Raw genomic sequence first — 12,874 nt, forward strand, 5'->3', positions numbered from 1 at the left:
GGTTCGTGTTAAAGTGCTTTGATCATCACGTTATCTACGCGATAGACCGCACCCTCTCCCGCTCCCCAAGCAGGGAAGAACATTAAGATATCGATGGCACTGATATCTAAACCGGCATCTGATAAATCTTTTAATGAATAAGTGTAAGTCTGCCATTCACCGACCACAGGTGCTTTGCCCTCTTGGCTTGCACTTAAAGCTAGTTGCGCAAACGAGCTCGCACCGAGTGATTCAATTTTAAATAGCCACTCTGCATCAGCATTATTTGGTGCTGTTACTACTTTTAGCTCAAATTGTACAACGCCAGTTTCAAACAACGCTGATGCATCAATAAAGTGTTCATCTTCAGCAAATAAGCCAAGAACGGTAGGCTCTGCCCCCACTTTAAACTCAGCTGTCATACCATGTGCTGTATCGTCGTTTTCGATTGTTGGTGTTGAACCACCACAACAGTCCCATAACGACCATTTTTCTTTCACATCATCAGCAAATAATACATGGCCCATGAATGCATCAGACGCATTTGGATCGTAGATTTTCACATTATCAACACGGTAAATAGCACCAGCACCTTGACCCCATGCAGGGAAAATCATTAACACATCAATTGCGCTTACATCTAAACCTGCATTCGCTAAGTCAGACAGTTTAAATGTGTACTTTTGCCACTCACCCACAACAGGTGCGGCTTGCTCCACACTGGTTGATAAATCGACTTCAGCAAATGATGCAGCATCCACTGACTCAACTTTAAATAACCAAGGAGCCTCGGCATTATCAGGTGCATTAGTGATTTTCATTTCAAATTCAATCACACCATTAGACAGAATTGATGTCGCATCGAACGGGCTCACTGAGCCACCATCAAGTATATTGTCAGCACGAGAAATAAAGCCCATTACCGTCGGTGAATCACCAATTTTAAATTCAGCTACATTGCCATGCGAATCATCATCCAGCTCAACTGTAGGTGTTGAACCACCACAACAGTCCCATAACGGCCAGCTTGGATTTTGATCATTTTCAAAAATTGTTAGCTTAGGTGAAGCAGCAGTGCCTGAATCCTCAATCTTTAAATTAGCTATACGATACTGTGCCCCTTCGCCGGTGCCCCAAGCAGGAAAAATCATAACAACATCAATGGCACTTAGATCAAGGCCACCATCTGCTAGTGCTTGAAGAGAAAACTCAAAGGTTTGCCACTGTCCAACTACAGGCTCAGTACCTGATATATTTTGTGAAAGAGGGATTTCAATCGCTGTTGTGCCTTCTGAGCTTTCTAACTTAAGCATCCAAGTCGAGTCTGCATTATTCGGTGCAGTTACTATCTTCATGTCGAAACTAAGCTTGCCTGTTTCAATCATTGGCGATGCATCAAATGGCGATGGCTTACCAGCTTCATCAGTGATGAAAGCCTCACGAGTGATAAAGCCATTTACTGTTGGCTCCGCACCGACAACAAACTCGACCACGTTGCCTTTCATTTCATCTTCAACAACCAGTGGTGTTGAGCCGCCACAACAATCCCATGCTGGCCAGTTAGGATTAAACGAACCATCAAAAATAGTTAAGTTTTGAGCTACGCCAGTTGAAGGTGGAGATGGAATGGGTGCTTTACCCTCTACTAGCGCATCGTCTATTGAATCATAGCCTGCACGAACCGTTTCACACCCTTTACCAGTATCAACGTTCTGCTGACATTGATAAACACGTACAAAGTCGATTTCGAATGTTTGACCGTTCTCAAACGCGCTTGCGTCAACACCTGTCTCGTTGACGTTTTCAGGCCAATTTCCACCTACTGCAAAGTTCAATAACATATGGAATTCTTGGTCATATGGCGCATTACTATAGTGAGTCGTTAACTCACCGCTTACTTGGTCAAAATATTCTGCAAACCAGCCGCGATGTTTTAAACCAACTGTTTCACCTTTTGAATTTGTGCGAATTTCAGAGCGTCGCTGCGTTGCATAGAGATAATCATCCACATACCAACGGATCTCACCTTCTTGCCACTCAATTGCATACGTATGGAAGTCATCAGCTGGGTTAGCACCATCAGGTAATTTGTACGCTTTGCCAGAATTCACATTATCAGGCCAATCTTTACCGTAATGCAGCGTCCCATATACGTGGCTCTCAGGGTTACCTTCAGCGTCTTTAGCTTTTAAATTTACCGCTTCAACAATGTCGATTTCGCCAGATTTAGGCCAACCACCATACACTTCATCAGTAGGTAGTAACCAAAATGCCGGCCAACTACCTTGGCCACTTGGTAACTTAGCGCGCATTTCAAAGCGCCCATATTTAAAATCAGCTTTGTTCTTGGTAATCATTCTTGCTGAAGTATAAGGCTGTTGTGCACCTTCAGCGGCAGGCAATGCTACGATTTTCAGTGTGCCATCACTTACATAAGAGTTTGCTTCATCTTCTGTGTAGCACTGTTTCTCGGCGTTACCACCGCCTAAACAATTAACCTCATGAGTCCATTTTTGACCATCGATTGATGTGCCATCAAACTCATCACTCCAAACCAACTGCCAGTCACTCACTGGAGCTTGAGGATTAATTGGTGTCGGATCTGTTTTCGTCTCAGCACCACCGCCGCATCCCACTAAGGTAGATACTGCGATTAAGGCACCAACATGTGAAAAATGCTTTGCAACTTTTATCATAATGTGTGTTCCAAATATGCGACTTTGTTGTCATAACAATTCATGAGATAAGTTTTAATATCTTATTATTGATGATCTCTCATAAATTGCGCATGGTGAGCAGTAAACAGACAAGCATGTAAACTGCGCCTGACTTTATCCTCTTCCATTAACCTTATTGTTACAATGCAGATTCGGTATCATGAAATAGAGCTGAGACGCCCGTGCCATGCTTCAAAATAGTGCGCGACAAAGCGAAACAAACTTACGATGAAATGTGTAAGCCTTTTGTTGCTTGAGTTAACGAGGTGTTTTTATATTGGGGCCGTGCGCCATGTTGGCGCACTTTTTTGATGAATTGCTTTGAACTGATACAACTGAGAAATAAATGTAGGGTCAATATTGTTTCAGGTTTAATTTATAACTGGTTTTTCAGCAATAAAATTTTGCAACACAGGGCTGTAATTACGGCTGACTTTTAGCTCAATATCATCATTCAAAGTAACTATACTCTCGTTATTTCGAAGCGGCTTTATGCTTATGACGTGGTTTAAATTAACTATGGTAGATTTATGAATTCGTGCGAACTGTTTTTCATCTAATAATGACTGTAATTTCTTCATAGTGATACGTAGCACATGAGTGTCTTTTTCGGTATGCACACACATATAATCACCTGCCGCATCTACCCATTTGATTTCTTTAACTGGGACGAGCACTTTTTCATTATCACTGTTCTTTATCACTATCTCTTGATTGATAGCGGTGGGAAGCGGTTCATCGGTTTCAAGCCATTCCTCTAATTCACTCACTTCTATACCTGACGTCTCTCCTAGCGCATTAAGCAGTTTAAATTTTTCTTTTTCGGCTTGATGGGGATTTTGTCGTTCAAGTATTCTCGATACCGTTTTTTGCAAGCGACCCAAATTTGCCGGCTTAAGCACATAATCAATGGCATTAAGCTCAAATGCTTCAATGGCATACTCACTGTAGGCACTGACAAAGACGATCATAGGCAATGTATCGGCTTGCATCGCCTGCACGACTTCAATGCCATTTAGCCCTGGAAGCTGTAAATCTAGGAATAGCACATCAGGTGATAAAGTTTGACAAAGCTTGATAGCTTCATCGCCATTTTCAGCCTGCCCAATTACTTTTATCTCAGGAATTTTCGCCAGACGAAGGCTCAGTCCCTCGAGGGCTAATGGTTCATCATCAACAATTACAGCGGTTAATTGTTTAGTCATTATTCACCTCATAAGGCATCGTCATGGTCACTGTATTTCCTCTTTCTTGATTAGGTATCAAAGTCACCTCACACTCGCCATTGAACATCACATCTAGTCTTGAGCGTGTATTTTGTAAACCGATACCAAACCCTTTACTGTGTAATTCTTTTACAGCTTGACCCGTATCCATTATTTTAATTATTAAACTCTCGTCGTTTTTATATGCCTTAAAAGTGATCTCGGCGCCCTCTTTGCTTGGCTCTACCGCATACTTAACCGCATTTTCGATAATTGGCTGACAAAGCATATTGGGCATAACACAGTGCATTACGTCTTTATCAACGTCAAAGTTTACTTTAAGGCGTTTACCAAAACGGACTTTTTCTATTGATAAATAGAGTTCTAGCAAATCAAGCTCATCCTTTAGCGTGCTCTTACTTTGCTTAGTCGCTTCTAACGAATGACGAAAAAAGTCGCATAACTTGTCTAGCATCTCAGATGCTGTGTCATTTTCTTCTTTTAAAATCAGCGTCGATATCGCATTCATTGTATTAAACATAAAATGCGGATTAAGCTGATATCTTAGCATTTCAAGTTGCGCGTCTTTAGCCAAAGTCTGCGCTCTTAATAATTGCTCATGCTCTCTTTGTAACTTGCTGTTATAAAGCATAATGAAAAAAATTGACGTCCACACAAACATGGTGGCTAAAGAGAACAATAACCAACCACCGAATTCAAGCATGTTCCATGCTTCATTCCATTGCTGGCTATGTACTATTACTTTGTAACTACCTAGTTTAATAATGTTATACATTAAACCAAGCACTGCAGCCGATGAAAAGCTCATTATTAAAGTTTGCTTCAAAGTATTATGAATGACTCTTTGAATAAACAACCACTGCAATAAAGAGAGGCAAAAACCACTGAGTGTTTCGACAATTAAGTTAATTATCTGACCAACTAAGTTAAAGTCGGGAGAATCAAATTGCGGGCGAATAATGGCAATAAATACCACAAGCATGTAACCAAGCCAGCCGCCTATCTGTAAGCTCCAAAATTGCTTAGACAACCTTTTAAAAGCCGAAGATTCTAGTTCCAATGGGCTGTTTTCTGTGAGATGGGCTTTATTGAAAACGTTCAAAACAGGCTCTATTTATCGTTATTCTTTAATTACTTTATTCAATAGAAATAAATAGGCAAGCAGAAAAGCGAAATGTATAAAACACAGGCACAAAAAAGCCGCCTTTTTAGGCGGCTTTTTTAAATCAGTTAAAAATTACTGACCTTTGATTTCGCTACGACCGTTGTAAACAGCTTTGTCACCTAGTGCTTCTTCAATACGAAGAAGTTGGTTGTACTTAGCTACACGGTCTGAACGGCATAGTGAACCAGTTTTGATCTGACCGGCAGAAGTTGCAACTGCTAAATCAGCGATAGTCGCATCTTCAGTTTCACCTGAACGGTGAGAGATAACTGCAGTGAAGCCAGCTTCGTGTGCCATTGCAATTGCTTCAAGAGTTTCTGTAAGTGAACCGATTTGGTTAAACTTGATTAGGATTGAGTTACCGATGTTCTCATCGATACCACGCTTAAGGATCTTAGTGTTCGTTACGAATAAATCGTCACCAACTAGCTGAACCTTGTCACCAATCTTGTCAGTTAATACTTTCCAACCAGCCCAGTCACTTTCGTCAAGACCGTCTTCGATTGAAACGATTGGGTAACGAGCAGCAAGGTCTGCTAAGAAGTCAGCAAAACCTGCAGAGTCGAATGCTTTACCTTCACCTTTCAGGTCATATTTGCCGTCAACATAGAACTCAGACGCCGCACAGTCTAGTGCAAGTGTGATGTCTTTGTTTAGCTCGTAACCTGCAGCAGCAACAGCTTCAGCGATTACTTCTAGTGCTTCTTCGTTTGACTTAAGGTCAGGTGCAAAACCACCTTCGTCACCTACTGCCGTGTTAAGACCACGTGCATTTAGAACTTTCTTAAGGCTGTGGAAGATTTCTGCACCCATGCGAAGTGCTTCACGGAAGCTTGACGCGCCAACAGGCTGGATCATGAACTCTTGAATATCAACGTTGTTATCAGCGTGCTCACCACCGTTGATGATGTTCATCATAGGTACTGGCATTGAGTACTTACCTGAAGTACCGTTGATGTCAGCGATGTGCTCGTATAACGCAACGCCTTTATCTTCTGCTGCTGCTTTAGCTACGGCTAGAGATACAGCTAGGATCGCGTTTGCACCTAATTTTTCTTTGTTTTCAGTACCGTCTAAGTCGATCATGATTTGATCGATAACGCGCTGCTCTGTCGCGTCTTTACCAGCTAGTGCTGATGCGATGTCGTTATTGATGTAGTTAACAGCAGTAAGTACGCCTTTACCTAGGTAGCGTGACTTATCACCATCACGTAACTCAAGTGCTTCGCGAGTACCAGTAGACGCACCTGATGGTGCACACGCACGGCCCCAAGCGCCTGACTCTAAATGTACATCAGCTTCAACGGTTGGGTTACCGCGAGAGTCCATAACCTCACGACCAATCACTTTAACGATTTTTGACATCTTGATTCCTCTTATTCCCATAGTGGTGATAATGTTTTATTGATAGCTATTTTCCTGTATAGGATTAAATAACCTTGTTACCTAACCCCATAATAACCATTGGTCTGCATTGTTTAAATTGAATAAAAATAACGCTGCACAGCAATGTTTATTACTCACCTGCTATTATTAAAAAATACGTAGCTGGTTTAGAGACAAAAAAGCCGTGCAAACGCACGGCTTCTTCAGATTATTTTTCAGCTTTCTGGTGAGCAAACGCTGCACCCACAAAACCTTCAAATAACGGGTGACCATCACGAGGTGTCGATGTGAACTCAGGGTGGAACTGAGCAGCAATGAACCAAGGGTGATCTTTATTTTCGATGATTTCAACTAGCTTCTTATCCTCAGACAAGCCTGTGAAGTGTAGGCCCGCTTTTTCAAGACGCTCGATGTAATTGTTGTTCACTTCATAACGGTGACGGTGACGTTCAGTGATTTCAGCATTGCCGTACACTTCACGTACTTTTGAACCTTCTTTTAAGTGACAAAGTTGCGCACCTAGACGCATTGTGCCGCCTAAATCAGATGCTTCATCACGTACTTCTACGTTACCTTCAGAATCTAACCACTCAGTGATTAGACCAACAACTGGATGAGCAGATTCTGCGTCGAATTCTGTTGAGTTTGCACCTTCAAGACCTGCAACGTTACGCGCATATTCAATTAGCGCAACCTGCATACCTAAACAGATACCAAGGTAAGGTACTTTGTTCTCACGCGCATATTTAGCTGCTAGGATTTTACCTTCAACACCACGGCCGCCGAAACCACCTGGTACTAAGATAGCGTCTAGGTCTTGTAATAACTCAACACCTTTGCTTTCAATATCTTGTGAATCAACGTATTGAATGTTTACTGTTACACGGTTTTTAAGACCCGCATGCTTCAACGCTTCATTTACTGACTTGTATGCATCTGGTAGTTCAATGTACTTACCAACCATACCAATTGTCACTTCACCAGTTGGGTTAGACTCTTGATAAAGAACCTGTTCCCACTCTGCTAAATCAGCTTCAGGTGCTTCAATGTAGAAACGACGGCACACTAAGTTATCAAGATCTTGTGATTTTAATAACGCAGGGATCTTATAGATGCTGTCTACGTCTTGCAGTGAAATAACCGCTTTTTCTTCAACGTTAGTGAAAAGTGCGATCTTTGCACGTTCGTTAGCTGGCAATTTACAGTTAGAACGACAAACTAGAATATCTGGTTGAATACCAATAGAACGAAGCTCTTTTACTGAATGCTGAGTTGGCTTAGTTTTAACTTCACCAGCAGCGCCAAGGAATGGTACTAACGTTAAGTGCATGAATAATGCGTGTTCACGACCAAGTTCTGTACCAAGCTGACGAATCGCTTCTAAGAACGGTTGTGACTCGATATCACCAACGGTACCGCCGATCTCAACGATCGCAATGTCATAACCTTCTGCACCTTCAATTACGCGGCGCTTAATGTCGTTAGTGATATGTGGAATTACCTGAATTGTCGCGCCTAGGTATTCACCTTTACGCTCACGACGAAGCACGTCTTCAAAAACACGGCCTTGCGTGAAGTTGTTGCGCTTTGTCATTTTGGTGCGAATGAAACGCTCGTAGTGGCCTAAGTCTAGGTCAGTTTCAGCACCGTCTTCAGTTACATAAACTTCACCGTGCTGAATTGGGCTCATTGTACCCGGATCCACGTTGATATAAGGATCCAGCTTAAGAATAGTTACGTTTAAGCCACGGGCTTCTAATATTGCTGCCAACGATGCTGCGGCAATACCTTTACCCAAAGACGAAACAACCCCGCCCGTTACGAAGATAAATTTTGTACTCATGCGAACCCTAGAATATCAGGAAAATGGAATTTTAAATAAGAATCAAGACGGGGCGATAGTATAGCAAAGCACTTAACATCAATCCACAAAAATTTAGTGTTAGCGCTTTAAATAATGACAAGTAAGACCTCAAAAAATCGTCTTCATTATTTACCTAATGCCCTCTTATTCTTTTGCGCTTTTCTTCACAAGCTCCCAAGCCTCATCCATTTCTTCAAGGCTTGACGACTCTAGCCTTTTCCCTTGTTGTTTAAGTACGGCTTCAACTTGGGCAAATCTGCCTACAAATTTATCAGTCGCGTTTCTCAGTATTTGTTCGGGGTCGTGTTTAGCATGGCGGGCCACATTAACTGTCGCAAACAGTAGATCACCTATTTCTTCAGCTGAGTGATCGGACTGAGGGTTTTCTGCAAGTGCTTCGCTCACTTCAGCCACTTCTTCAGATACTTTTTCAAGTGCCCCATGGTAATCTGGCCAATCAAAACCAAGGTTTGCAGCGCGCTTTTGTACTTTTTTGGCGCGCGTTAATGCAGGGAGTACTTTTGGAATGTCATGCCATAGAGGTTGCTCAGATGAATTCGGCTTTGCGGCTTTTTCTTGATCTTTAATCGCCTGCCATTGTTGCTCGAGCTCTTCATCAGTTAATGTTTTTTGCTCTGAAAATACATGAGGATGCCTGCGAACTAGCTTATTGTTTAACCCTTCAACCACTTCGTTAAAATCAAACAGCTCTTGCTCTTTGGCCATTTGCGCATAAAAAATAACTTGGAACAATAAATCACCCAACTCATCTTTGAGGTCCATCATATTATCGCGCTCTATGGCATCAGCCACTTCATAGGCTTCTTCTAAAGTATGCGGCACAATGGTTTTAAATGTTTGGGCTTTATCCCAATCGCATCCTTTTTTAGGATCACGAAGTGTTTGCATGATATTGAGCAATTTATCGATTTCAGTTTGATTCATTTTTTAAACACTTATTTTTAAAACACTTATTTTTAAAACAATAAAGTCGGCAAATGCCGACTTTATTAAATTGATATTTTTTGCGGTTAATGCTGTCGCTTTGCTTCAAATACGCCATCAATTTGAACCAACTTAGTGATCAAGCGATTCATTGAAGACAGATTAGAAACCTCTATTTGCATCAGGAACACTGCAATATTTTGCTCATAGTTAGTTTGCAAGTTCATGTTTAATACATTCACTTTTTCATTGGCCAATACTGAGCTAATATCGCGAATAAGCCCTTGCCTGTCCTGCGCCTCAATGCGTAAATTCAGCGCATAAGATGAATTAATATCATCAGACCAACTTACTGCAATTTCGCGCTCTGGATGTTGCTCACAAATGTGCGCAAACGACTCACAATCACTACGATGCACTGCAATACCACGGCCTTGGGTGATATAACCAACAATTTCATCGCCCGGCACTGGCTGACAACATTTGGCTACATGACTCAATAGGCTACCCACCCCATCGACCACAATGCCATTTTTATCGCCTTTTACCTTTTTGCGAGAAGTAATTTTTAACGTATCTTCAGGCTCAGGTTTCGCTTGGATAAAGTTTAGGAATTGGTTGATGCGTACATCGCCCGCCCCCAATGCCACCATCAAGTCGTCAAGCTCTCTAAAGTTAAAACGTTCAACTGCAGGCTCTAAGTCTTTATAGGTAAGATCTAGTTTCGACAAATGCGAATCTAGCATCTCTTTACCCGCTTGAAGGTTTTTATCTCTGTCTTGCTGCTTAAACCAGTGATGAATTTTACTACGAGCACGCGATGAGAAAATATAACCTAGGCTTGGACTTAACCAATCACGACTTGGCGCTGGATTTTTCTGGGTTAAAATTTCAACCTGATCGCCGGTTTTTAGCTTATAAGTAAACGGGACTATTTTGCCGAACACTTTAGCACCCACGCAGCGGTGACCGACATTAGAATGAATATAATAGGCAAAGTCCAGTGGCGTCGCACCAAGTGGTAAGTCAAAGATATCTCCCTTAGGTGTAAAGACATACACTCTGTCTTCAACCACTTGGTTTTTCAGCTCATCAGCTAAGTCACTGCCATCAACAACTTCTTCTTGCCATTGCAGTAGTTTACGCAACCAGCTTATTTTCTGTTCATAACCTGAACCACGCCCAGGTAAAGCGCCTTCTTTATACATCCAGTGGGCTGCAACGCCAAGCTCAGCATCTTGGTGCATTTCTTCAGTACGAATTTGGATCTCGACTGTTTTACCTTCAGGACCAAACACCACAGTATGGATAGACTGGTAACCGTTTTGTTTTGGTGTAGCAACGTAGTCGTCGAACTCTTTTGGCAGATGACGCCAACTGGTATGCACAATACCTAGCGCGGCATAACAGTCTTGAATTTCATCAACCACAATTCGCATAGCACGAATATCGAAAAGCTGATCAAATTCATAATTCTTTTGCGACATCTTTTTATAAATGCTGTAAATGTGCTTTGGACGCCCATAAACCTGTGCTTTAACGCCTGCTTCGGCAAGCTTACTAGACACTAGATTCACCATGTTTTCCATATAGGATTCACGGTCTAAACGCTTATCAGACAGCTGCTTTGCAATACGCTTATAGGTGTCTGGGTGAAGGTAACGGAACGATAAGTCCTCAAGCTCCCACTTAAGCTGACCTATACCTAAACGGTTAGCCAATGGTGCAAAGATATTCGCAGTGGCTTTTGCTGTCACCACACGCTCTTCTTCATCGGCATTTTTTACTTCACGTAAATGACAAATTTGTTCAGCTAATTTAATTACTACCGCTCGTACATCTTCAACCATAGCCAATAACATACGGCGAATGTTATCAATCTGTACATTGCCTTTACCCTGATGTGCTAAGGTGCTGATCGTCGCCATTTGCTCAACACCCTGCAACAGTAGAGCAACGTTATCGCCAAGCTCGTCTTTTACATCATCAAAACTGATTAACCCTTCAAGAAAATAAGGCGTTAAATAAGCAGATGCCAAAGATTCAGGATCAAAATTGAGCTCGGCAAGGATTTCCACCATCTCAACGGCTTTGTTCAAGGTCGTCGCATTCACATCAGAAGGACATAAAGCATGGGCTCGGTCTAAATATGAGAGTTTATCGTCTGACAGGTTCAGAAGATCTAGCCGAGCCGAAAAATCGGCTGGTAAATGAGTTTGATGTGATTGGCGGGTTGCAACCATCTGCATTACCTCCTTTGGAACAACGCCATTGTCTCTATATGCCCCGTGTGAGGAAACATATTCATAAGTCCCACTTTACTGATTGTGAAGCCAGCTTCAAGTAATAAAGCACTATCTCTCGCTAAAGTAACCGGATCGCACGATACATAGAGAATTTTTTCAAATTGATTAAGTGGTAATTGTTTCAATACATCATACGCACCGGTACGTGATGGGTCTAAAATCAATACATTCGCTTGTTTATCGAACCACGTGGCACTTGAGATATCATCCGTCAGGTCAAAACATTCAAAAGAGACATTTTCAAGCTGATTTTGTGCTGCATTAGCCTTAGCTCTTTGTACCGAACTATCAACGCCTTCAACACCAACAACACGTTTAGCATATTTGGCTGCAAGCAAAGAAAAGTTACCAATACCACAAAACAAGTCTAATAAGGTGTCTTTTTCACTGAGTGCTAACCAGTCTAATGATTGCATCAGCATCTTTTCATTTACTTCGCCGTTAACTTGAATAAAGTTATTGAGCTGAAAACCAAATTCAATCCCATCAACTCGATAGTTAGGGAGTTGCTCGTATGTAACAGGCTCTTTACCATCATCCCATAAAACCTGCACACCTGAGTCGCTTAACGCTGTTATTAATGTCTGTTTGGTATTGTCATCAATGGCTTTAGTATGTCTTATCAGTACAAACACACCGTTATCCGCTTCACAAAGCTGGGCATGACTAATTGAATGAAGTTTTACATTATCTGTGATAGCAAGTCTTAGTTGCGTAAATAGTTCTTTAAAAGCAACATTTAAAACTGGGCAACTTTCGACTTCTACTATTTGCTTACTCTTTTGAGCTCTGAAGCCTAATTTAAATTGCTTCGTTTTTTTATCTGCAATACAAGCTATTCGGGCTGAGCGACGGTAGTGCTTATCATCACTGGTAATAGCTGGTTGCCATGCTAAGTGCGTTTCTTTAGCAAACTTTTCAAATAGTTTACTGACGGCTTGTTGTTTATATGTGATTTGACTGTCTACTTTTAAATGCTGCAACTGACACCCGCCACATACGCCATAATGTTGGCAAAAAGGTGTAACACGCTCTTCACTCGGCGTTAGTACTTTGACTTGTTTTGCCTCAATGAGCTTTGATTTTTCATCAAGAATTTGTGCTTTTACTTGTTCGTTTGATAATGCACCATCGATAAAGCACACCTTGCCATTGTGATTTGCAACACCTCGACCTTGATGATCAAGTGACTTTACATCCAAAGTCAGTACTTTACCTTTATTTGACGTTTTTTTAGCACGAAATATCTGTGCCATACGAATGCCCCTTAATGTTTGCCAACCCGT

The 12,874-nt window shown here is 41.7% G+C and carries 8 protein-coding genes; all 8 read right to left on the reverse strand.

The features are described from left to right. Positions 1–8: 8 nt before the first annotated feature. The gene (locus ABMY35_RS11205; RefSeq protein WP_349286274.1) at positions 9–2,675 is read right to left on the reverse strand and encodes a family 16 glycosylhydrolase; all 2,667 of its coding nucleotides are present in this window, start codon (positions 2,673–2,675) and stop codon (positions 9–11) included. 392 nt (positions 2,676–3,067) lie between these two features. Beyond that, a complete protein-coding gene (locus tag ABMY35_RS11210) occupies positions 3,068–3,901 on the reverse strand; it encodes a LytTR family DNA-binding domain-containing protein (protein WP_349286275.1) in 834 nt (277 codons plus the stop codon). Continuing rightward, positions 3,894–5,024, reverse strand: a complete 1,131-nt coding sequence (locus tag ABMY35_RS11215; RefSeq protein WP_349286276.1) for a histidine kinase — start codon at positions 5,022–5,024, stop codon at positions 3,894–3,896. Before ABMY35_RS11215 ends, ABMY35_RS11210 begins: the two co-directional genes overlap by 8 nt. 135 nt (positions 5,025–5,159) lie before the next feature. Further along, complete coding sequence (gene eno, locus ABMY35_RS11220) at positions 5,160–6,452, reverse strand: phosphopyruvate hydratase (RefSeq protein WP_349286277.1); 1,293 nt, start codon at positions 6,450–6,452, stop codon at positions 5,160–5,162. Between the two features lie 229 nt (positions 6,453–6,681). Beyond that, complete coding sequence (locus ABMY35_RS11225; protein WP_058030295.1) at positions 6,682–8,316, reverse strand: CTP synthase; 1,635 nt, start codon at positions 8,314–8,316, stop codon at positions 6,682–6,684. Positions 8,317–8,481: 165 nt separating this feature from the next. Then, positions 8,482–9,282, reverse strand: coding sequence for a nucleoside triphosphate pyrophosphohydrolase (gene mazG / locus ABMY35_RS11230; protein ID WP_349286278.1), 801 nt, complete (start codon positions 9,280–9,282; stop codon positions 8,482–8,484). An 86-nt stretch (positions 9,283–9,368) separates the two neighbouring features. After that, positions 9,369–11,525, reverse strand: a complete 2,157-nt coding sequence (gene relA / locus ABMY35_RS11235) for a GTP diphosphokinase (protein WP_349286279.1) — start codon at positions 11,523–11,525, stop codon at positions 9,369–9,371. 5 nt (positions 11,526–11,530) lie between these two features. Then, a complete protein-coding gene (rlmD, locus tag ABMY35_RS11240; protein ID WP_349286280.1) occupies positions 11,531–12,844 on the reverse strand; it encodes a 23S rRNA (uracil(1939)-C(5))-methyltransferase RlmD in 1,314 nt (437 codons plus the stop codon). Positions 12,845–12,874 lie beyond the last annotated feature (30 nt).

This window comes from Pseudoalteromonas sp. BZB3 (assembly GCF_040104455.1).
Taxonomy (GTDB): domain Bacteria; phylum Pseudomonadota; class Gammaproteobacteria; order Enterobacterales; family Alteromonadaceae; genus Pseudoalteromonas.

Excerpts from the sequence above, each read along its gene's own strand:
- ABMY35_RS11205 (WP_349286274.1), bottom strand. The coding sequence starts at position 2,675 with ATGATAAAAGTTGCAAAGCATTTTTCACATGTTGGTGCCTTAATCGCA.
- ABMY35_RS11210 (WP_349286275.1), bottom strand. The coding sequence starts at position 3,901 with ATGACTAAACAATTAACCGCTGTAATTGTTGATGATGAACCATTAGCC.
- eno (WP_349286277.1), bottom strand. The coding sequence starts at position 6,452 with ATGTCAAAAATCGTTAAAGTGATTGGTCGTGAGGTTATGGACTCTCGC.
- ABMY35_RS11225 (WP_058030295.1), bottom strand. The coding sequence starts at position 8,316 with ATGAGTACAAAATTTATCTTCGTAACGGGCGGGGTTGTTTCGTCTTTG.
- mazG (WP_349286278.1), bottom strand. The coding sequence starts at position 9,282 with ATGAATCAAACTGAAATCGATAAATTGCTCAATATCATGCAAACACTT.
- relA (WP_349286279.1), bottom strand. The coding sequence starts at position 11,525 with ATGGTTGCAACCCGCCAATCACATCAAACTCATTTACCAGCCGATTTT.
- rlmD (WP_349286280.1), bottom strand. The coding sequence starts at position 12,844 with ATGGCACAGATATTTCGTGCTAAAAAAACGTCAAATAAAGGTAAAGTA.